General features: G+C 51.6%; 14 protein-coding genes and 1 pseudogene. 9 read left to right on the top strand and 6 right to left on the bottom strand.

The window, feature by feature from the left end; translation table 11 throughout:
* On the bottom strand, positions 1-323 hold a 323-nt coding region (locus GYK42_RS29150; RefSeq protein ID WP_240943922.1), incomplete at its 3' end, for a carbohydrate-binding protein.
* A gap of 672 nt (positions 324-995) precedes the next feature.
* Between GYK42_RS29150 and GYK42_RS28415 the strand changes: the two are divergent.
* Positions 996-1,205: pseudogene (locus GYK42_RS28415) on the top strand (NAD(P)H-binding protein); the annotation flags it as partial.
* Positions 1,206-1,649: 444 nt separating this feature from the next.
* Here the strand turns inward: GYK42_RS28415 and GYK42_RS28410 are convergent.
* The gene (locus GYK42_RS28410; protein WP_166450217.1) at positions 1,650-2,042 is read right to left on the bottom strand and encodes a hypothetical protein; all 393 of its coding nucleotides are present in this window, start codon (positions 2,040-2,042) and stop codon (positions 1,650-1,652) included.
* Between the two features lie 684 nt (positions 2,043-2,726).
* Here GYK42_RS28410 and GYK42_RS28405 point away from each other — a divergent pair.
* On the top strand, positions 2,727-3,074 hold the full coding sequence (locus tag GYK42_RS28405; protein WP_166450216.1) for a hypothetical protein: 348 nt from the start codon (positions 2,727-2,729) through the stop codon (positions 3,072-3,074).
* Positions 3,075-3,696: 622 nt separating this feature from the next.
* Here the strand turns inward: GYK42_RS28405 and GYK42_RS28400 are convergent.
* Positions 3,697-9,066: an NACHT domain-containing protein gene (locus GYK42_RS28400; RefSeq protein ID WP_205711599.1), complete on the bottom strand. Its 5,370-nt coding sequence runs from the start codon at positions 9,064-9,066 to the stop codon at positions 3,697-3,699.
* A 1,041-nt stretch (positions 9,067-10,107) separates the two neighbouring features.
* Positions 10,108-10,884: a hypothetical protein gene (locus GYK42_RS28395; RefSeq protein ID WP_166450215.1), complete on the bottom strand. Its 777-nt coding sequence runs from the start codon at positions 10,882-10,884 to the stop codon at positions 10,108-10,110.
* Between the two features lie 524 nt (positions 10,885-11,408).
* Between GYK42_RS28395 and GYK42_RS28390 the strand changes: the two genes are divergently transcribed.
* Both GYK42_RS28390 and GYK42_RS28385 read left to right on the top strand, forming a co-directional pair.
* Positions 11,409-13,433 (top strand): AAA family ATPase, encoded by a 2,025-nt coding sequence (locus GYK42_RS28390; RefSeq protein ID WP_166450214.1) that lies wholly within the window; start codon positions 11,409-11,411, stop codon positions 13,431-13,433.
* Positions 13,434-13,442: 9 nt separating this feature from the next.
* Positions 13,443-14,309, top strand: a complete 867-nt coding sequence (locus GYK42_RS28385; RefSeq protein ID WP_166450213.1) for a hypothetical protein — start codon at positions 13,443-13,445, stop codon at positions 14,307-14,309.
* Between the two features lie 400 nt (positions 14,310-14,709).
* Here GYK42_RS28385 and GYK42_RS28380 read toward each other — a convergent pair whose 3' ends face one another.
* A complete protein-coding gene (locus tag GYK42_RS28380; protein ID WP_166450212.1) occupies positions 14,710-15,753 on the bottom strand; it encodes a DNA-binding protein in 1,044 nt (347 codons plus the stop codon).
* Between the two features lie 252 nt (positions 15,754-16,005).
* Here GYK42_RS28380 and GYK42_RS28375 point away from each other — a divergent pair, with 252 nt between their 5' ends.
* The 5 genes from GYK42_RS28375 to GYK42_RS28355 all read left to right on the top strand — a co-directional run bounded on the left by GYK42_RS28375 (position 16,006) and on the right by GYK42_RS28355 (position 22,389).
* A complete protein-coding gene (locus GYK42_RS28375) occupies positions 16,006-16,956 on the top strand; it encodes a tyrosine-type recombinase/integrase (RefSeq protein WP_166450211.1) in 951 nt (316 codons plus the stop codon).
* Positions 16,957-17,509: 553 nt separating this feature from the next.
* Entirely contained in the window at positions 17,510-18,334 is an 825-nt protein-coding gene (locus GYK42_RS28370) for a hypothetical protein (RefSeq protein WP_166450210.1), read from the top strand.
* Between the two features lie 229 nt (positions 18,335-18,563).
* Positions 18,564-20,228 carry a glycoside hydrolase family 13 protein gene (locus GYK42_RS28365; RefSeq protein WP_166450209.1) on the top strand — a complete coding sequence of 555 codons (1,665 nt, stop codon included), beginning with the start codon at positions 18,564-18,566 and terminating at the stop codon, positions 20,226-20,228.
* A 357-nt stretch (positions 20,229-20,585) separates the two neighbouring features.
* Positions 20,586-22,100: a hypothetical protein gene (locus GYK42_RS28360; protein WP_166450208.1), complete on the top strand. Its 1,515-nt coding sequence runs from the start codon at positions 20,586-20,588 to the stop codon at positions 22,098-22,100.
* A gap of 10 nt (positions 22,101-22,110) precedes the next feature.
* On the top strand, positions 22,111-22,389 hold the full coding sequence (locus GYK42_RS28355; protein ID WP_166450207.1) for a hypothetical protein: 279 nt from the start codon (positions 22,111-22,113) through the stop codon (positions 22,387-22,389).
* Between the two features lie 485 nt (positions 22,390-22,874).
* On the opposite strand, the gene GYK42_RS28350 is transcribed toward GYK42_RS28355, so the two are convergent.
* Positions 22,875-23,105: a hypothetical protein gene (locus GYK42_RS28350; protein ID WP_166450206.1), complete on the bottom strand. Its 231-nt coding sequence runs from the start codon at positions 23,103-23,105 to the stop codon at positions 22,875-22,877.
* Positions 23,106-23,251: the final 146 nt, after the last annotated feature.

The raw sequence follows: 23,251 nt of genomic DNA, 5'->3' as shown, positions 1-23,251 counted from the left end.
GGGGTGGGCGTAGGCGTTGGGGTAGGAGTCGGTGTCGGCGTACCGCAGTCTCCCACCGCAGTCCAGGGCTGGCCGCTGCCGGCGCCGCCGCTGCTGGTCGACGGGTTATTGCCTTGCGTCCACCAGTTGGCCGTGTAGTTGACGTTGTTGTAGCTGGCCTGACCGCCGCCGTTGTAGGCCGTGCCGCTGTTCCACGGTGTGTAGCAGGCGACCGCTTGCGCGGCGCCGGCCAGCAGCTGGTTTGCGCCCGCGCTGGATCCGTCGCTGCCACCGCCGCAAGCGGCCAACGTTCCTCCGAAGAGGGTAATGATGAGGGTATTCATGACTGTCCGGTTCATTGCATCTCCTTGTGTATTTTTTTGCCGGCCGGCTGGACACCGTCCGATTTTTCAGAGTGCAAGCATTGCAGGTGGTAGTCAACTGGTTTTATTCTTTGCGCAAGATCACAATACCAGTTGCCGCCTTCCTCCAGCCGATGGTCGATGCGCACCATACCAGTGGCTATTTTCCAGTGCGCTGGTATGGTGTCCGGAATGGTGGCGAGAGCAGGGCGGGGAAGGGAGGAGGAATCTCGTAGCGGCTACAGCGCGGTTTCCTGGCGCGATTCGGCATACGGCACGCGCGGCAGGTCCAGCAGCATCTGCGTCAAAGCCACAGTCGGGCCATCGGAATTCGGTGTTGAGACTTTTTATTGAAAATAATCTGCAAATAACTGATTTTATTGCTTATTTTTCTAATATCGCTGGCAGTGAAAAGCTAGTTTTGGGTGGCAATTCAGCATGAGCCAATGCGATGGGCCGGCACGCATCACGGGGTTTCGCTTTTTTAAGCGCATGCGTTCTTTCCGTCAAAGAAAGCTTGTAACTTCCTGCAGTTGGTACCGTGCCAAGATGAAAGCGAAAAGATGAAAAGATATTGATACTGGGCACAGGCGGACAGATGGCGCAGTGGGTCATCCGCGGCTTGGCAGGCCGTGAAGACATCGCCTTGACGTTGTTGTCGTGCGCCCAGCCTGGATGACGGACGAAGACGAAGTCGACTACGAACTGACGACACGCCACGCGCCATTCGAAGGCACTGTGGTGTCGCGCAAGAGCATGGCAGACCTGATCGTCAGCATCATCGAAGCGCCAAAATTGCACCTGCACGCCAACTTGGGCGTGAACAAACCAAACACGGACGGGGACAAGCCGTATTTTATGTAGCTTGTTCAAGCGGCAGCGACAGAGACGCGCAGATAGGGAAAATCGCGTTTGCGATTGGGGAGTTGGCAAAAAGGGGGGGTTCTCAATTCCATTCATAACTTCGCATAATTTATATTATGTCAAATGGCTAAAAGAGTGCAGAATCAAAGCAGTACATGCGTTCGTTTGCACAAAGTTGTTCCCGAAATTTGCATAAATTTGTTCCTACCCCCCTAGAAGCAAATCTCTACCCTCCATAGACGCTAGCTGACGTTGACAGTAAGCCGAAGTACGCCGACAGCATTTTGAGTACTCCAGCGACAGCATTGTAGGTACTCTGGGACTTCCATCTGAAAAAGATCAACTTACTGTCGTGGCAATCTAAGGATGAAAAAGATCAACTTGTTGTCGCACAATGCCTCGAACAATCACCTATATCAGTAAGTAAGCCGACATAATTCTCTATCATTCTCTGCGAACCCCCTTCCGTGCATTTTGCGCGGCTAGTTGGCTGATCATGCCTCGCCAAGTGGCCATATGGGAAAGCAGTCTCGGAATCATTTCAAGGAATTTGCTTGTTCCAGCGTAAAAGTCGACCGCGACTCTTATAACCTCCAACTCATCGATATTGGTGATATCACGATATTGTCGCAAGGCATCGGCATCGCGATGCGCAATGGTCGAGTTTCTAAGATAGGCAAACTGTTGCTGCGCCTTTGCTTGGGCCTTCCGAATGGTCCGCATTGCTTCTGTTATGTCGTGTCGAAGGTCCTCTGGAATGTCGCAATCTTCAAGTGACTTTCGCAATTTATTCCCTGCAACCTTATTAATGTCCAACTCGTGGATGGTCAGAAGCATGACTCTCGCCGCGAGACTCCGTGCCCAAGCATCAGGATGAGTCAAAGCATCTATCTTCACCGCTTGTATATCCCTTTCAGCAATTAAAAAGAAGAGTCCAAGATTTAGAACAACGGTGTTTGCTTCGAATCCAAGTCGTCGTGCCCTGGCGGTCTCAAGCGCAAGTGTCTCTAGCGCAAATACCAGTGCCAGCCGTCTCCTTTTTTCCGACCATTGAAGTCTAGGGCGGCTGAGGCATCTCGCAAGTGCTCGCGTCTTGGGTTTCATCCAGCGGTACACTGCTAGGCTAACGTAGCGTTTAACGAGCTCTTGACGTTGCTGAAAAAGTTTTCGAGGTTGGGGTGACATGCCGATTGACCTAAATATTTAACCAAGCTGCTCAAAAGACGTTCTAACCTATCAGCTAGAAGATAGGTCAGCTAGCTCTGCATCGCGCAACCAGTTCTCTGGAATTTTCATTAACATTGTAGCTGTCCGGGGCCATGCCCGCATGGTTTCCGCCCACTCGCGAGACTCTCTCGCAAGCATATCTGCCCAGGGCTGGAGGTTTAGTGCAGTGATCCAGCGCAATTTCGTTACCTCTCATTTTTGTCGAGATGGTGCATCATTTTTAAGCAAACTATGTGCTATGCTGAAGCAATCGGCAGGTTATTAGCTATAATCATAGCGGTCTGAGATGGCATTATGGCAAGCAATTCAAAAATTCAATACAATAACGGCCCGTTCTTGGACATTGATGAACGTCGTCTCGCAAAGCATGTGCCAGTTGCATTGGCCCTTCGCACTGCACCGGCTGCAATTGTGAACGAAATTATCTTTTTAGCTAACCTCCAGATAGAAAGTTGGGAAAAGAGTTTGCTCTGTAGCAGAGACTATATTTCTGCTTGGCGAGAACTTCTCAAGCGACCTAGTGACGCGGCTTCCATTTTGGAAGAGCGGTCATCTCGCGCAGCTGCTTTGCGCCAGAACTCCCCTTTTGTTGCCTCGGTTCGAAAATTCCATGCAGCCTCCAAAGTGCTCACACAAGACTAGACACCCATCTTATTGCTGATGGGCTAGGCAAGCACGCGGCTTGAGTGGCACTCACTCCAATGAGTGTCCATGTAGGCGTAGACGCTGGTAGATCGCCATCTTGTGCCCGGACAGAGGAGCACGTTCTGCGTCTTCATGCCAGTCGACCATGGATACTTCTTCAGACGTCACATCATTTGCCCAAAGAAGATCAGCTAGCTCAGTGGCGTCAGCGTGCGATAAATGAAGGCCTCCTTCGCACTCCGCAACTAATACATCGTCAATAAGATAGATTCTGGCTCTCACAATAGTCCTTTGAAGCAAACTTCAAGTGATACTCCCCCGTGCAGGTCGCCGCTGTCATCAGTAGCCAGGTCTGAACACGAATCGGCTTCAGGCTGTCGAAATCTAGCCCCAACAGCCACAATATGGCAAGTTCGGATTGATATTCCGTAAGCCTGGAAGTCACCTTGCTTGCATCAAAGGCAAGCTAAATCCGCGCATCGCTCACGGATCACTTTGTCACGCGAGGGATGATGCAAGCCCATGTACGGCGTAGCCTTCACTTGTGGATCCGTCCAAAAAATGTGCACCGGGATAGCGATCACTTAAACCCATTACCGCCCTGCCCGCTAGGCGACTATCATTTGACCGAGGATCGTGCCTGCACTCCCTTGAATGCTTCTGTTTGTTCAAGCGCAACGCTTCTACGATCGCCCAAGTCTACCAATGCGTCGAGAATCCGTAGCAGCCCTTGTGCTTGATCGGCACGTAGCGGAAAATTGGCGTCGGCGAGCTGTTGCACCGCCGCTGCCGTTTGCGACGGAAGGCTGGTCCCCGTCCAATTCCCCTTTGCGTTACCAAACATCGTGAATACCGCGCTAACCTGTTGGATGAAATTGTCGAGCGGGTAATGTGCCCCGGCGCGCTGACATAGCAACAGAAACTTGGACATGACAAAGGTTGACCATCCCGTAGCAGTCACCAAGCGAGTAACCGTCGGCATGACTAGGTCAATCTCGGACCAATCATTATTTACAAAGCGGGCAGCACCAGGAGCACTTTCAACATTGACCATTAGGAGCGCCTCGATGAGTTTTGGCATATCGCGGCCAGAGACTTCTCCTGCGCGATATCCACCCGGCCTAAATGTACCGTCTGCGATTACATGGTCGACGCAGAGACCCAGCAACTCAAACGTGCCGGTAGGTATCTCGTTCGCATCTAAAACATAGCGCGTCACCAACTTATCGGTGAACGAAGCGATAACGTCAAGTTCATCATCCTCGTGGTTCTGTAAGAAAGGCGCAAGAAACTCAGCCTTGACGATGGTAAGATCGAAGAATGGCACTGCACGCGCCATCACATCACCCAGTGCGTCGTTCCAACCCATCAACTCAGGGGTACGCCTCCTCTGCCTTCCCGTGCCGCAAGGCGGGTTTATACGCAAGGCCGTCCAATTGACGAGGATTCGAATCAATTCCAGCACATGCGGCTTTGTCTCATCTGAAGTGCACCACATCTCGATTGGAAAATTCTTGATGTGTTTCTCGGCCCTTTGCGGATTGAACAACGGATCAGGATCAGTCCATCCTTCGTTATCAACCGTATCGTCCCCGTTATGCGAAGCCGAAACCGACGTCAAATTAACCCAAGCAGGCGGCGGCGTGCAAAAAGATTCAAACGTCTTTGAATTGAGTCCCTGAATACATCGATCAAGCGCCACTTTTTCCGCATCTTTGGCCACTTGGGTGTCCCACACGCCATCCTTTTTTAATGTTGGTCGATAGTGGCGTGCGCTGTCCAACGCAAGTTGAGCTGCGACCCACGATACATGCGCATCAGGGTCTGCAAGTAGCGCTGCGAAAGCTAAGTCTGCCGCGTCCTTGTGCACATGAGCGGTCAACCGAACCAACCTGCGTGCAGGTTCCAAGTCTGAAGGATTGGTGCGACGCAGGTGGAGTAATGCGAAGATCAATTGCAATACCGGATGCCAAGAAATTTTCGAACCGTTGAAAAAATTCGGCGGCTCTTCCATCCCATCGATTCTTGCCAGTACAGTCATCGCCCATTTGTAATTCTCGGATGCGACATCGCCGAAACAGATGACACACGCGGCAACGGCGGCAACCAGGCTTTGCGGCATGTGGTTTTCAACTTCCAAGCGCTCTACAAAAAGCGTACGATGATCCAGCGGACGAGCAAGGGCGACCGCATCAGTCAACGTATTATCGACGGAGAGCTCGAAGGATCGCAACGATTTCATCGCCCACCCTAGGGTACTGTTTTGTCGCAAATACATGCCTGCGGCCTCGCTGCGTTCAATAATTTCCGGCGAAAGTGGCGGCTGATAGGCAACCATGACCTGTTCATCAGGCGTGCGATATCCTCGATAATTTTCCACGATTGCAAGTGCCGCATACTCTTCCGCCTGCTCAGTGAGCGCCACTGTCACCGCTATATTGGAGCGCTGCTCCTCTACTTCATAGGGGAGCACAACGACAAAATCCGCCAATGCCTGCTTGAGTCGATCGGTGAGTTTATCCCCATTCACCACGAATTGCATGGCAAGCTGCTTAACATCACGGAATCGGCTCGGCCGCATATCCAAGTAATCTTCCGCAATTTTCTTGTTGCCGGTTAGCTGATTGATTTTCCCCAGGCCGAACAGATCGATGTTTCGCGCTGGCTCATTGCGCACACGCGCTATATCGAAAGGCCAAAGGCGTTGGCATGAAACCAGAGCTAAAGTGACTTCGGAGATATGAAACGTCTCTAACGCTAAGCGAAGTGCGAGACCCGGGGCAGCGATCGCTTCGTTGCCCTGAACGACAGACTGGATCACCTCGTCAACGGAGCGGCCACTTTCAATCTGATTGAAGGCCCAATAGCTCATGGCTAGATACGCACATTCAAGTGGCTGTGCACCAAGCTGACCAAGCTGCCAACTGTAAGTAGACCAGTCACCCCAAAACTGCTGCTCACCCCACGGAAAGGTGATCGATACCGGGATCGGAGTGCCATGTTTACGGCGAGTGATACTCGCGACCTGCCGCCAACCGGTCGTTCCGTGGTTAGAGAGATCACGTACCAGTTCGAGGGCCACTTCCGGCTCCTTGGCGAAAAGGCTAGCGAAGGGTTCGTGCATAGCTGAGATCGGGTAGTAGAAGTTGTGATGCCGGTCGATCCCGATTTCTTCACGTCCGTACCCCCCATAGTTGTGGGGGATGTGGAAGTGCGTAGGTTCCAGCGCGCGCCTTTCACTTTCAGTACGTTCCTTTTCGGGCTTACTGCGGATTTGTTTGATCCGTTCGGCTCTTTCACCCTGTTTGCGATTTTCTCGGTCGATGTGATCTTGCGGCAACTCTTTCTGAAGTTCCGCCCTAGTCACGTCTACTAATCGATTCGGCGACACGTCCGCCATGATCCAAGCCAGCGCCATGAGATCAGAATAAGCTGAGTCGCGCATTCGATTGTTGGACGCCGCCCGGTCGAGAAGCGCATTGGCATGGTCGGGAAACACCCGTGCGGCTCGCATGACAATGAACCTCAGCGCAGTAGCAAACTGCTTCTTCGCGTCGCTACCAAGCTCATCAAATCGCCCTCGCTCGGATACCCACGTGTCCGGATATGCAATTTCTTCAAACTCAATCAACCATTCGGCGCAAGTGGTAACTATGGCCTTCGATCTTGCATTGGCGAAGTCTGAAAGAGCATTCTGCCAAACAGAGAAAACTTCAACAACCGTCGGGAGAAGCCGAATAGGTAGCGTAGGCACGATCGGCAAAAGCCAATCCAGGAAACGCCCCCAGCTTGTAAAATCAGAAGGCCAACTTAGGAGCTCGGCAACACCTACCCGGTCAAGTCCTGATTGACCCGGCAAAGCTTGGGCAAGGACAGTCGGGCTAGGGATTGTATGTTGAGCTTGAAACCAGACTAAAACTTTTTCGGCCAACGCATAGTCGTTGGAGGCCACAAGTTCCGTGAATTCCTTCCGTCTATTGCCAAATGCGCTTGTGAACGGTGGTGCGGTTAGCCATTCCCGACGCCATTGAGGGCGAAGCGTCGATCCATCAATGGCAGCATACCCAATTGACCAGGTACGCGGCTCAGCGATCGAATGTTGAGCTAAAAGCCCGACAACGCGCCCAAGTAACGGTGGTTCGCCAGCCTGAATCAGTCCTTCGATCCACGTATCGCCAAGATCGATGAGAAGACGAAAAAACGTCCACTCAAAGAAAATGTCATGCGTAAATGAATATGACGCGTCACCATTGTTTCCGCGCACGAGCAAGTCGCTCTTCAGCGCTGCGATATGCTCAAACGTGGTAGGTGCAAGCGAACGGGCCGGAACGTTCTTCCCAAGGCTTGCAGCACCCTTTTCCGCGATATCGATTAGTGCCCGTTGCCTCTGTGGTACGACCTCGGCCGAGGCATCATGTCCTGCTCTTGCCCACCAAGCATTGATCAGATCAACCTCTGTCTGCGGTTCGGTCCTCCCATCGTCAAAGCTGCGGGCAAGCACTGCAGCGAAGAATGGACGCCGGGCGATCGTCTGCACTGAAGGTGGGCCCTTCAAAAGGTGACGTAAACCAGGTTTCTCTTTCGCTAACGCCTCAGCTTCTTCGTCGTTGAACGGCTTAACCTGAACATCGCCAATCTGAGTGTCGTTATAGAAAGTGGCAGGAAACCAAGCGCGATATGTTTCGAGTCCTTGGTCTCTAGATGTTGCAAGTACTCGCCAGTTGTCGAGATCCGGATTACCTTCAATCGTCTTGAGCACGTCGAGAATGATTCGCTTTTGGTCGGGATTGATGCGATCAATGCCATCAATGTAGAGGATAGCTGATCCGGTTGCACCAATTTCTGAAAGTAGGTCATCAAGTTTTCGATGCTTAAGACCCAACGCAGCTGCAAACTCCACCCAACTCTTCCCAGTCAATCGGTCCGACTTCAGAAAGAGGATTGGTCCTCGCCGATTAGCCTCTGCTGCTACTCGTTTGAGCACGACAGATTTTCCGCATCCGGGTAGGCCGCTGATGTTGACGACACGGCTAACGCCAAGACGCTCATATACGGCTTTTTGAAGAGTAGTTCGGTCAACCTCGAACCCGTCGATGCTCTCATCAATTTCGTTAAGACCATCATTGGAGAACCGACCTAGGATGTTAATATCATCACGAAAACTTGGCGAGACCTCTAGTCGGATGAATCCGCGAAGTTGTGCCAGCAAGGTTACTCGGGTCCATTTACGGGCTGTGCCAGCGCCATCTCGAACAATGCGACATAGGCGATCAAACAGCAGAACCTCCAGTCCATCCTCGTTGCTCGCAACAAGCTCTTGAAGGCGGTTTGTGATCTCCGTCCAAATGATCCCGGTCTCGTCGAGGCCAGTAAATCGAGCTGCGACAAACTGTCGGTAGAAACTCCAGTCATCCTCAGCGCTGCTTACCCTGATTAGCGGGGCAAGCGCTTCTCGAAGAGCACGTTCGGGAGCTGCGGCAGCACCATCTTTCGCAAAGCGCTGGTCAAAATCCATAGGGGTCGGACAGCTGACCGCCCAATCGATGAGGCGGCTGAGCGACCGTTGCCCGTTCTCAGCCACATTCTCGACTACATAACCGTAAGCGTCACGATCGACTTGAAAACCTGCACTATCTCGAGTCTCCCGAGCACGTTTGAGGACATCGCGGAAATCCTTGTTAGTAATGGCCCCGCTAACCGTGATAGTGGACTTCACTTGAAGTCCAAGCATTCTCGGGCCATCGACATCTCGAAACTCGACGATAAGATCATCCATCGGATGGCCGTGACCCGCCTGCTGGACGGCAACACTGCAGACAATACCATGTTGAAGCATCGCCTTCTCGCTGCGGAGAAGAGCCGCCAAATAATAGGCAACTACTTTATCTTCGTAAGTGAAGCCAGCACCACCGGTCAGTTCTGTGGATGTTGCCTGCTTTTCGACCCCTCCTGATTGTGGCGCCGAGTTGATGTTTTTTGATTTAGTCAAACTTTCCTCTAATCGGATCACCAGCACTCATCTGAGCATGAAATGTGAAAACCACACTTAACAATTGTACTTAAAATTGAAGTCGGTCTAGCTTGGCGCGAACAATGTAGAAACAGATTTCTTGCAACAGGTAACACAGATACCTCGTCTAAACGGGCTATCGTTTGAGGATAACATGTTGCTATCCGAAAATCCGCAGCATCAACTTGGGATTCGATTCGACCACGTATCCAAAAATAAAGAGCGATCACTAATGGCCGAGAACGGTCGCTCAATTCAGAGGCGTGTTTGAGCTATCGCTAACGGACAGCGAGGACTGACTTCCGAATAATCTCCGCGCTCGATGGCATAGCGCCACACTCGAGGGCTAGCTTATAAAACTCATTTGCGGCGTCTTGAGAGTGAATCTGAGCTCCTCGCACAGTAGCACGTGCAGCAGGACTCAGGTCGTTAATGTCTCCAGCCGTCAAATATCCGGAAAAGGACATGGCCTCTCTGAATTGTGCAACGATGCTTAGCGGGAGATGGGGACCATAAATAAAGTATTCGAGATATTTCAGGAAACTCGGGTGCGCATAGATCCCTGCCCCCACAGTTCCATTTTTTTCGAAAATATCCTGCCGTGATTTCCCGCGCCCTCCTGGATTTCGCTCAGGATCAGTAAAATATAAAAGCCGAACCCTTGGAATAGCATCGCGTTCTAATAACGACTCCATTAGACTAGCCATCGGCTCCATGGACGCACGGAGGTCTTCATGCGACACATGGCGAAACCTAATTTTTCTTAAAAGGCAGAGTTCTTCCTTGGTCAATTCAATATCAGGAACTCTCAAATGAAAACCCTTTCATTCAGTTTAGATAAACTATAGTATTGCGGGTGCCAGATGCTGCAGGCTGCTTGAGTAGGAAAACCCCAGTTCCTGAATGTAGTTGAGCAAAGCAATTCGATAGAAGTACAACTTAACCAGGGGCTGTCGTCCAAAAATAAAGTATTGTCAATGAACTGCGAACGTTAGCCTAGGGATAAGTGCCGAAGTAACATTACTGAGCCTCTGTATAAGGCCTAGCATCAGTGATCATTTCAGATGGGATACGTGCAACGAATGCACGCAATTGATTCACAATATCCTGAGTAATTAACGTTCGGTGATCTGCACTGCTATGAAGGACGTCGTTCCGGATACGCCTGAAATTGTTGATCGTAGTTATGTCAGTGTCAGAGAATAAATTAGTTGACCGCAGCAGGGTCGCAGCCTGATGAACATTTCGGGGTTCTGCAGCTTGCAGGGCCATGCGCGCAATCTCTCGCTTCGACAGCGCTGCCAGCCCACGTTCCAACTTTACCCATGCCTCAATAAATGGCCCGAGCAGATCGGGCTGTTCCGATATCCGCTCAACTAGGCGACTACCGAAGAGGTTCAAGAAAAGAACATTTGCTACCTCCGCGTAGATCTCGATCTTGTCCCGCTCCACAGTCAGGCCGTTACCTTGATGATAAAGCTGATTACGCAAGCGGTGGTACCACTCAATGGTGCCGAGGTCAATGCCTGTCAACTTGTCGGAAGCATGACGCTCAAGCGCATCTAGTAGCGCAGGAAAGCTTTCTGAAAATTCCGCATACTCGCGGCGAGTAATGGTCAATCCAGATAGGCGCTTTGGTAGTCCAAGAAAAGTCTTTACCATCAGTTCAACCGCGTTATCAATGCTGATCATCGCAAGGCGTCTGTTCGTGTCCGAATCTTTGCGAAGTAGTGCAAGCCCATGCAGAAGAATTTCTGCGGGCCCAGCCGCCCAAGGGAGAATTTGTAAATCAGCCAACGAGGTCTCCGTAATGAGGTATAGCGTTTGAATTGAGTCGTAGGTGCGGGCTTGCCAACGGACGTAAGCTTAAGTTATCCCTCAATCGAGATGGATTCGTAATTAGTCTACAACACTTCCCACTTTTATTGTTGGGTAGATAATGACCGGTTATCCCGAACCCTTGCAACGGCATCCTGGATAGCCTCCTGCCGGTATGGAAAGTGTCCACATTCTCACGCTAGGTGGACAAAACCCGATCCCAAAGTGGCCTACTCGGTTTCCGCCTTGCCCTTTATGAAAGCGTGGTGTCAAGTCCACCGGCTGCACGCGGGAACTTAGGTGTCTTTTGACCAATAACGGATCACATAGCGAGTCATCTTGATGATAGTTATGCGTGCTAAACGCAGAAGGAACTGTTCGGTATCGTTAATCGGACTTAATAAAGTTGCTAAACATGGAATACAATCGGTAAAATCTCACGAGTCAGAACCTACCAAAGCTTCTCTCAAAAGTCGGAACAAACAAGGTGCATAAAGAACAATATGATCCGAATATCACGCTCTTTAGTAAGCACTCCGTTAAGTGATGGACAGAGATCGTCGCTCCGTAGAAAGGCGCATAATTTTTTCGAATCGGCCACCGAGACCCGCCGCCAAGATCGTTATGACTTTGACACCTTCGATCCCGACTGGGATCTGCAGAGTGTGCGGGCCGCTCTTACCAAGCTATTTCACGGGAAATGTGCTTACTGCGAGTCGTCTCTTTTTACGGAGTCAGGGTACGTTCACCGTCACCGTCCCGCGAAGGATACGATATCTGAAACTGGCGAGTATCTGCCTGATCACTACTGGTGGATGGCCTATCGCTGGAGCAACCTGTTTCTCGCGTGCGCGGTTTGTGCCAGGGCCAAAGGCTCAAAATTTCCGATTGAAGGCACTCGATCACCTATCGATGGTAAGGCAGTATCGTTACGTGCAGAGCGTCCTCTTTTGATAAATCCCTGCGAGGATGACCCATCGAAGCATCTGATCTCTGCCGGTAACGGTAAACTTTTGCCAAGGACTAAGATAGGTTTTGTAACGATTGAGACACTGGACCTAAATCGTTCAGATTTGGTTAATGAACGACAACGGCTTGCGCAAATTGCGTCTCTCGCTTCTAAAGAAGAGCTAAACGACATGATGAGCGATCGCGCTCCATTCTCGGGTTTCGTGCGATCACTTGCGTTTATCAGAACAGATGAGGGGAAGGTGGCACTGGCAATCGCGCGACTCAACGCGCAACATTTGAGTGAGCGAGCCGTAAATGAAGACGGGGTCAGTGCGGACGGGGTGGTCGAGACAGATTCGTCTAACTATATTGCCGGAGTGTCGCTGAGCAATGTCGGACCTTTTGATGACATTACAATTGATCTGAACCGGAGTACTGATGAAAGAGCACCTTGGCTGGCAATCATTGGTGAAAATAATATTGGAAAGACATCAATCCTCAAAGGGATTGCCGTCGCACTTGCGGGGGGCCGTGCCATCAAGGACTGCAAACCTTCGATGTTTTCCGGATCAGATCAAGGCGGCGTCACCGTAGAGCTCAGCAAGTCCGGTCGAAGCTCTGTCCGATGGAACACTAGAAACCGTCTCGAAGCATCGCAGTCGACCGGTAAGGTTTTAATCTTCGCTTACGGCGCGACCAGACTTCTCGCACGAGATGACGATATAGAAGATCGTTCTAGGATAACCAATCTGTTTGACCCCTACCGTGGCTTAACGGATCCTGTCAGTTGGCTTCTTTCATTGAGCAACGAGCAATTCGATTATGCGGCCAGGGCCCTCAAGTCAATCTCCCATCTCCAAAAGGATGCCAGGCTTGAGCGGAATCAGAACACAAACGAAGTGTTCTTAAGGAGTCACGATGTACTAACTCCCTTCAACCGGCTTAGCGACGGGCTGCAGTCCATGCATGCACTGGCATGTGACATCATGAGTGGACTCCTCGAACACTATGTCGCTGCAGAGATTGCAGAGGGCATCATTCTCATTGATGAAATAGAAAACCACCTTCATCCAAAATGGAAAATGCGGCTGATTCCGATGCTCAGGAAGGCATTTCCGAGAATGCAGTTCATCGTTACGACGCATGATCCCCTGTGCCTGAAGGGGCTCAGTCACGGAGAAGTTTTAGTATTGCGGCGAGACCAACATGGAGTGGTCCGAGCAATTGAGAATCTGCCCGACATCGGGTCGATGCGGGTCGATCAAATACTCACTTCAGAACACTTTGGCCTGTCGTCAGCTGTGGACCCTGATCTCGAGCGGCTCTTTGAAGAATATTACACTCTTCTGCGGCGCGATGAGTTTGCACCCGCCGACCGCAGTAGATTGGATGCGATTACACTGGAACTGCAGAGCCAGCATCAGTTCGGCTTTACCCGGAGGGAGCGTCTGATGTTGGGGGCGATCGACCGGTATCTGAGCGGGATCCCAGAAGCCGAATTAGACTCAAAAAGACTGCTTTCTGATCTCAACCGTAAACTGGCGCAACTGTCGTCTCCTAACGACGACACTAGGTGATTTACGCAAATGATTTTTATCACACGCGGGAATACTCCTGCCGTCTTGTCTGCTACTGATATTGTTCGACTGGACGAGCTAGCTCGTGCCAAAGCGCATTACAGCAAGACACCACTTCCCCGCAAGGGGTTCGAATTCGTACATTACAAACACGATTCAGTTAAGACTGCCTTACGCGAAATGTTCGGCAGATTCTGTGCCTACTGTGAATCCGACTACGCTTGTGCGACTCCTGCTGATATCGAGCATTTTCGTCCCAAGGGCGCCTATCTTGTTCAGGGCAAGAAGAAGGCGAAACTGCATAAGCCCGGCTACTGGTGGCTGGGTGCGTCGTGGGACAATCTTCTTCTGTCCTGTCCAGGGTGCAACCGGGTCTGGACCCAAGAGATCAAAAGGGTTGCGCAGGTGCCGGCAATGGATCTTGCAGGAAAGGGTAACTGGTTTCCTTTGGCTGATGAGTCAAGGCGGGCAATAACGGAGGGGGATGAAGTACACGAGCAGTCAATACTGATCAATCCGTGCATCGACAACCCTGAAGATCATTTCAGGTTCCTCGAGAACGGGATGATAGAACCCAAGGATATACGGGGCGACATATCAATCACGGTATATGGGCTGGCGCGCGCCGACCTGGTCAGTTCAAGGTTCGATCACGCGAGGCGAATCCGTTTTACGATGAGTATGTTAAAAGCAGCCGTCAACGATCTCAATTTTGCCAGTGTTAATCCTCTTGAAAAGATAAAGTTGGCTTTGGACGAAATTTATGCGATCAGGAGGGAGCGTTATAAGGCGATAGTATATGCTTTGTTTGACGCAGACTTTAGGTGCCTGTTGGACAGCGTCGAGTCTATCCTGCTGGATTACTACACGAGCTAAAGCACACAGAAATGTGCAAATTTCCTGCTTAGGCCGATCACGGCAGCAGCAGGCACATCACTGTCGCATCGATGGCGCCGTCCAAGCGTAGCCGCGCTTGCCCTTATACACAGCTTCGAGCTGATGGACTGCGAGCGCTCGGGTCGGGGCATGAGCCTCGCGATATTGCGGCCCAAGCGACTAGTTCGACTGGAAATTGTGTCGGTCAGCGAGCCCGATTGGACAGAGGAAGAGATGGCCAAACTACTTCAAGAGCAAAGCCAGGGCAACCTCTTTTCACGGGACGAAGAGCGGAAACACCTGAAACGGCTCGAAAAGTTGCCTTTCGACTTTTATTACCATTACGTTTGCGAGACGCTCGCGGGCGAGGAGGTCCGTAAACACAAGAATACGCGACGTCTTATGCGCCAGGCTTCTCGCCTTCAAGGCCCCGTTTCATGAATTCGAGGTAGGAGCGCATTTGGTCGTCGATCTCTTGCCGTGCTTGTTCGCGTGCCTCGGCCTGGGTCAGCGCAACTTCGAGTTCCCGAACTCGCTCTGCAGTTGGCGTTATTTGTTCCTTGGTAGCAGCCAGATCCTGCGACAGTATATCGATCTCGACCATTTTGCCTACGAGTTGCCGTTCGAGATCGGGCACCTGCACTTGCAGCGATTGAAGCCGTTCGATTGTCTGTACCTGCTTGCGTACGAGCGTTACTTGTTCGTACAAGGACTGCTTGACGTGCGACAGTTCCACGACCAAGCGGGTGGCGTCCTGATTAAGTCGCCCCCCCTCCTCCTGCTTGGCCACCAACGCCTGCTGTTGCAGCCGCAGTTCCGCCTGCACCTGCTGAAGCTGCTGCTCATGGCGTCGCTGTTCTTGGTCGCGCTGTTCCTTGGCCGACTGGCGATAGTGTTCGAGGGCTGAGCGGGCGTGGGCGTGTTTGTCCTCGAGCGAGGCGCGGTGCTGCTCATTTTCGATGAGCCTGTCCTTGAGACCGGCCGCCTGCTGCTCGGCCGTGTGGCGCAGGATGGTTTCCCGCTGCAGCGCCGCCTTCGTTTCCTCGTGCATGTCCCTTTCGGTTGCCAGCGATTCTGTCAAATCGCGCTCGCATCTGCGGGCCGCCTCCAGATCTTGCTGAAGCTTTTGGGCGATTTGCGCTTGGCGCCGTGCTTCTTCGGTGCTGTCGACGAGGGCGGCGTCCGCGCGCAGATCCGCTTCCTCGTGTAATCGCGCCGCCAGGCGCGCGACCAGATCCTGCAGCGCATCGCTGACAGCCACGCTACGTCCGTTAACGACGCCCTCCTTCGCCTCGAACTCCTTTAAGTACTTGTGGATCGTGGTCTTCGAGCCTGTATTGCCAAGCGCGACACGAACGGCGTCAACGGAAGGATGTCGCCCCTGTGCAAGCAGTGAATCCCGTGCTTTACGGACGTCTGATGGGTAAAGGCCAGTACGGGACATTGTATCTCCACGAATTAAGATAATGCAGTATGTGCCATGTAATTACATACCATCGCGGGTGAAAATCAAGGCGAGATTCTGCTTGAAATTGAGGCCGGATAATGTATTCTTATCCTGTGCCAGGCTAGGTTTTATGCAGTTTTGACCAGTGCACCTGTACATTTAGCCTGAACGCCAGACAAACGCGGCACCGCTCCTTTTGCCAACGACCACATCACTGCCCTTGCCCGCCTTTCTTCAGCTTTACTTGCCATGTCTGATATCGATCGCTTCCTGCAGGCCGCCACACGCGAAAATACCCGGCAGAGCTATCAAAGCGCTATCCGCGACTTCGAGGTGGAATGGGGCGGGTTTTTGCCGGCCACCCCTGACAGCATTGCGCGCTACCTGGCCAATCGCGCCGACAAACATGCCGTCAACACCCTGCGTCAGCGTTTGGCTGCATTGGCCAAGTGGCATCTCGATCAAGGCTTTCCAGATCCGACCAAGACACCCGTGGTACGCCAAGTCTTGCGTGGCATCCAGACCTTGTATCCGGCCCTGGAAAAGCGGGCAAAACCCTTTCAGATTGATCAACTCATGCTAGTCGATCGCTGGTTGACGGCCGGCGCTGACGCGGCACAAGCGCAGGGAGCGCTGGGGGCCGAGTTGCGGTACCGTCGCAACAAGGCGTTGTTTCTGCTCGGATTCTGGCGTGGGTTTCGCGGCGACGAACTAACCCGCCTGCAAATCGAGCACGTTCACATCACTCCAGGCGAAGGGATGACCTGCTTCCTGCCCCGCACCAAAGGAGATCGTCAGTTTAAAGGGGGCAATTTCAAGGTACCGTTGCTGTCGCGCCTGTGCCCTGTCAGCGCCTACGCGGAGTGGGTCGCTGCAGCGGCATTGACACACGGCCCGGTATTTCGCGCAATTGATCGCTGGGGCAACCTCGGGGCTAACGGGCTGAATATCGATAGTCTGGTACCGCTCCTACGTACTATCCTACTTGAAACTAACGTGGATGCGCCCGAGTTGTACAGCGCACACTCATTGCGGCGCGGTTTTGCCAGCTGGGCAACCGCTAATGGATGGGATCTCAAAACGCTAATGGAACACGTTGGTTGGAAAAATGCCCAGTCCGCCTTGCGCTACATTGACCGGGAGGATTCGTTTAATCGACTCCTCATCGAGCAGAGCCTACATCGTCTTGACGCCAAGTAACCGGCCCACTTCCGCCAAGCCACAAGCGGCTGCCGATTCTTGCTTTGGCCTGAGACATGGTCGTTCATGGCTGGAATATACGCTTGCTTTGGCACGCGCAAAGATGCAAGAGCAAATCGCCTAGCTCAACGCCCCGACAGCTACGTCATTCTGAAGTACGTCCGCCCAGTCATCAAGTTGCGTACTGATGAAGCCTTGTCATGCCCGCCTGCGCCGGTCGGCGTACTGGATGGTTGCTGCGCGATATGGCCCCAATCATCCACGCGGCGGCGCTCGAGCAAGTCGTCCGCGACGCCAGACTGATGCAAATGCAGTGCTTCAGAAAATACAGTAGCCAAAGACAGTAATTCGAGCGAATCTGCGCCAAGATCCAGTCCAATTTTTAGTGCACATAAAAAAACAGCCAAGACGTGGGCTTAAGTGTAAGATAATGTTTATTATTTTGAATTAGATATTTTTTCGCTGTGAAGATCTTGGTGATGGGTGTTTGTGTGTCGAAATGTGTTTTTTAGAAATGAAGTGAATAAATTATATTTTTATGTAAAGTGGCTATATGAAAGAATTTTTTAAATTAAGTAGTTTGAAAATTTGGAAGGCGCTTGTTTTTTCTGGTGCTGGTGCGTTGACTTTGTTTGTTCAGATATACTTTTTCCCGGGCGCAGGTGTTGCGGTGGAAAATAAGAGATCAGTATATTCTTTTCAATCAAACTATTGGGCAAATTCTGTTATTTCCAAGCTAAATGAAATTGTCAATTCTGGTTTGTATGAAAAAATTTCGATCACGAAAGCCAGAACTTTGGATGATAAATATATGCGAGATGTTTTTTTGTATCAGTCGCAAATACGAGATATGATTAGATTGATGAAGTATCAATCAGATGTATTGGTAAATTTACTGTCAGAGTTAAGTATATTGATGCCAGTAGCTAGCCCTGCTGTCGAAGAGGTTCGATCCAAAAAAATTATTAATAATATTGAAAAATTAGTAAAAACTCTTGAGTATCAGAAGAAATTTGAAAGAGATTTGGCTGAATTTTTACCTAGGCTTTCTAGAGTTTTCGATGGCGGCGATATTAATTTAAGCGAAACTGAAAAAATAGAATTCGAAGTGGAGAGAATAAATACCATTGCTGAATTATATACGAAGAAGGAATATATGATGAAGTTGGATAAGGGGTCTCTGGGGTTTTTAAATAATTTCGGTGAGGCGGAATTGTCAATTTATCAGGATTACGATTTTTTAGTAAGTAAGTATAATCAAAAAATTGAGAAAAATAACACTATAAAAAATGCGTTTTTAATGAGCTTGGCTCTGTTTGCTGCATGTATTTTATGGAGTAATGAACGCTCCAAGATAAAGAGCTATGAGCCTCTGTAGTCTTGGATGTCGAGATGAATCGCCTCCAGCAACTTAGACACTCCTGATCCATAGTTCTTAGAAGATGAGAAACCGATGGATTGTGTCTGGGCCAAGGTATTCTGCCCGGCGCTTGGCGTGCGATCTCGTAGCTGCCTGATCAACGATGAGATCGGATCTTCCCTACCCCTGGCGATCCCTTGGCTCGTTGCAAGACAGTGCCGCCAATCAATAAGCGAGAAAGATCATCATGTTGGATAAGAAGTGGTGGCATAACGCCGTCGTGTATCAGATCTACCCACGTAGTTTTCAAGACAGCAATCACGATGGGGTCGGTGATCTGGCCGGCATCATCGGCAGACTGGACTACCTGCAATATCTGGGAATCAACCTGATCTGGCTCTCGCCAGTGTACCGGTCGCCGATGGACGATAACGGCTATGACATCTCCGACTATCAGGATATCGCCGCTGAATTCGGCACATTGGCCGAGATGGAGCAGTTGATCGCAGAGGCGGCCAAGCGCGACATCCGTATTTTGATGGATCTTGTGGTCAACCACACCTCTGACGAGCATGCTTGGTTCGTCGAGGCGAAGAAATCCAAGGATAGCCCCTACCGTGACTACTACATCTGGCGCAATGCAGGCGCAGATGGCTCCCCGCCCGATCAGCAACGTTCGTATTTTGGCGGGAGTGCATGGGAATACGATGCCGGCAGCGGGGAATATTACTTCCATCTGTTCTCGAAACGACAGCCGGACCTGAACTGGGAAAATCCGCAGGTGCAGGAAGAGGTGCATCGCATGATGAACTGGTGGCTGGACAAGGGGATCGGCGGCTTCCGCATGGATGTCATCGATCTCATCGGCAAACAGGTCGACCAGCAGATTATCGCCAACGGCGCACAACTGCACCCGCTGCTGCAGCACATACACCAAGCGACCTTGGCGGCACGCGATGTATTGTCGGTGGGCGAAACCTGGAGCGCCACCCCGGAGACCGCCAAGCTGTATTCCGACCCGGCGCGTCAGGAGCTGTCGATGGTCTTCCAGTTTGAGCACATCACCATGACTCACGATGCCAAGGAGGGGAAATGGAAGCCGCGCCCGTTCGATCTGATCGAATTCAAGCAGATCATCAGTAAGTGGCAGACGGAGCTGGCCGATGCCGGTTGGAATTCGCTGTTCTGGAATAACCACGACCTGCCGCGCGCCGTATCCAAATACGGCGACCCCGGCCGTTACCGGGTCGAGTCGGCCAAGATGCTGGCCACCGCGCTACATTTTCTCAAGGGTACCCCCTACGTCTATCAAGGCGAGGAAATAGGCATGACCAATGTACGTTTCGATTCCATCGACGACTATCGCGACATCGAATCACTCAACCTCTACCACGAACGCACGGCCGCCGGCGTGTCACCAGAGACGATGATGGCTGGCATCCACGCCAACGGGCGGGACAATGCACGCACCCCAATGCAGTGGAACAGCACACACAACGCCGGCTTCAGTAGTGGCACGTTATGGCTAAAGCTGAACCCCAACTACCCCGAGATCAACGTCGCGGCCGCGCTGGAACAACCCGATTCGGTCTTCTTCCACTACCAGAAGCTGATCGAACTGCGTAAGCGCTGGGACGTCATGGTTTACGGACAATACCTGCCATTGCTGGAGCAGCACCCGCAGGTATTCGCCTACCGGCGCAGCTTGGGGAGCCAACAGCTGGTTGTCGTCAACAACTTCTCCGGCGAACACGTCGAACTGGATCTGCCTGCAACGCTGCACGGCATTGCCGGGCAAGGCCTGATCAGCAACTATGCCCAGCGTGACAGCTTGACCGACCACCTCAGCCTGCAGCCATACGAATCGTTTGCCATCGCTTATGTGTGTGAGCCAGGGCGCGAGTATCCTTGATATACCTTGCTCAGACAGTTAAATTGTCAATTGTTTTTGTTCGAGGTACTAACAACTGATTTTTAATAAGCTGACAACTTACTATGCATGAGCTAAGATCGCCTTCTTCGTCAATGCTGTCATCAATTGAGAGTTGCTTTGAATATCAATGAGTTCATTCGGCATTTAATGCCGACTGGCACGGACGCCTTTGCCATGCCTCGTGCAAAAAGTACAAGCACCCCGCTACCCATATCATGGGATTGTCCGAATTGGCCGGTTGATCTCTTTGCAGTCACTGCTGCCCTCATTGATCGTTCTGGTTGCTATACTGAGGCCAGTCCAGATCGGGATAGACTTGACGACCACGGACGTTACTTGAAGAAAGTTGACCGGACCGCGAAGGCTTGGAATGCCGACCCCGGGGCGCCGCCAAAACTGCTGTTGACTCTTTGGCAGACCCTATTGAAGAAGCACGGCGATCTTGAAGTGGAGCTGGTGTGTGGCAGCCCCGATGTAGTCAATGTATTGCTCACTCTTTTCGCCGTCGCCGATGAAACTTGTGCCGGAATGGGTTGGGATGTTTCTCAGAAAGAAGCTCCATCCCGTTTTTTTGCGGCTATCGCGATGGGTTCCATGGCGGATAAAAGCTTCGCTACGGAATTGATGCATTATTTGCCGACATCTTTTTGTATCGCTATTCCACCAGATAGAGCAGTCGTGCTCCCAAAATCATTAACCCCTTCGGTGGGGTGTACGATCCGATCATTGAGCCATCATGTTGCGCTTCTTCCACCCAAGACGGTCATTGCACCGGAATGGATCTGGTCCACGACAGAGCGAGCGACGGCTGACCGGCCTGATCCGAAGCTGCCGTACGACGTTCGCCTGCTACTGATCCCCTTCCCGTTTACGGTCGATGGTAATTGCTTCCAGTTAAGCTCACCTCGCACTCCATTTGGGAATAGCCACAAGATGGCGGCATACTTCCGCCTTGAGCAGCTATGGCTGCAATACAAAGGCAAGCGGCTAACGGGAGAGCAGTTGGCAGACCATTTAATTATTCCGCTCGTCAAACAGGCCTACACCCACACTGGCCAAATGCCTGACGGAATTGTACTTCCTGAGTGTGCGTTGACCTCAGAGATTGCGATGGAACTAGTCGAGACGCTGAAGGCCAGGGACATCAAAATCGAGTTCTTGATCACGGGCGTGCTCGATATCGATCCACGCACAAAGACTACCTATAATCGTGCGCAGACGTTCGTCCTTCGGAAAGGCGAAGGGGCGGTGAAGCGAGAACAAAATAAACATCATCGCTGGCGTCTTGATCGTCGTCAGACCGAAGGGTATGCCCTGGACTTTGACGATGATGATAACAATGATCAGTGGTGGGAAGACATCGATGTTGGAAATCGCCAGCTTCCATTTTTTGGTTTGCGCAAAGATATGTCGGTTACGACACTGATCTGTGAAGATCTGGCGCGTGCTGACCCGGCGATGAGCGTAATCCGCGCAGTGGGTCCTAATCTTGTTATCGCACTGTTGATGGATGGACCGCAGTTGGAAACCCGTTGGCCAGGGCGCTACGCAACGGTTCTTGCAGATGATCCTGGTTCAGCCGTGTTGAGCTTCACATGTTCTGCCATGGTGGATCGCTCTAACTGGCGTCAGGCAAGGCCGGCAAGAACGATCGGTTTGATTCGTGACGCAACCGGTCGCACCCAGGAGGTTCCGCTTCCTCAGGACAGTCTTGGTGTACTATTGACCCTGGAGTCGGTGAAAAAACATCAAACAACGTTGGACAATCGGTCTGACAACGAAGTCTCCCGGCAGTTGAAACTTCGTCATATGCTACCGTTATTTTTGGATGATAAGCCCGCTTGGATATAGGAAGATCGTCATGAGTAAGAAACAAGTTAATTTTAATCTCGGCAGCCGGGGGCTCACTGCTGAAGAGAGTGCAGTAGTCGAAAGTGCAAAGGATCTCTTCCGCTCAAGCCTTGAGCGTCATGGTAAGAGCGTGGCAGGCCACGATGTCTTCGCCACTAAGTCTAGCGCTACTGCGGCGCCGAAAGCGGCTGCTAAACCACCGCCAAGTAAACCCACTGACAAGACTTTGGACAGCGGCAGCGCTACCTGGACATCTAATAGAGTGGCGGCAACCAGTCGAAAGTATTGATACCTGATGCAGCCGCGTGTTTGAGTCACCATCTGAATCGCCACAAGTAGCCCTACACAAGCCCGATCTATAGTCTTACTATGATCGTGTTGAGCCCTTCATGCCGGGCACCTGGGCTGCGATCTCGTGTTTGCCCGATACAACGACGAGATCGGGGCTGGCCTGTCTATCTCCCCTGCCCTGAAGAGACTTCTACCGAGCAATAGCAAAGGCAGGCCGCCCCTCCATAACGAACGCCAAAGGATGGCAGAGCTAACCGAAACAGCAGCAGTGCGCCTGCTTCTGAGGGGCTATAACGGCACAGTTGGCTACGATAAACTAGCCCGCCATCTGCTTCGTGCGCTCGGCCAGATCGGGGACTTTGCACGCTGGAGGTGGACTGCTCATCATGAGCCTCCCAGCCCGCTCAATTGCGAAAAGCAGTACTTTGAGCGTCTGAATAGAGCCTAGCGAACTCGTGGCCATTCAACATAACTACTTGCACGTTACAGATATCTCAAATAGCCCTTTAGATACCGGTCCAGCAGTTGATGCACTCGGTCAATTGGAAGATCGCTATCCTTTAGTTCATGGCTCAGGCCATTTCGGATATCTTTCAGCTTAATAAATTCGTCAATGTCGGCGGCGGTATCTTGCCCACCCAGATAACAAGCAATTTTTCCAAATGTTCTCGCGATCTTTGATTCGTTTCCGGGGATGCCATCCAGCGTTAGCATTCGCTCCTTTAGTGTGTTGTGAATCGCCCCGGCTTTCGTGGAGGCCGGTTGGTGTGAGTCAGGCCGCGACGGCTTGACTGCTCAGTTGCTTGTAATAGTTTGCCTCAGCTTCAGCCGGCGGTATATAGCCGAGCGGCTCCAGCAGG

The organism is Janthinobacterium lividum, from assembly GCF_011601275.1.
In the GTDB taxonomy this organism is placed as follows: Bacteria; Pseudomonadota; Gammaproteobacteria; order Burkholderiales; family Burkholderiaceae_D; genus Janthinobacterium; species Janthinobacterium lividum_E.
Note: the sequence above shows the minus strand (reverse complement) of the source record. Positions and strands in the feature narration are given on the sequence as shown.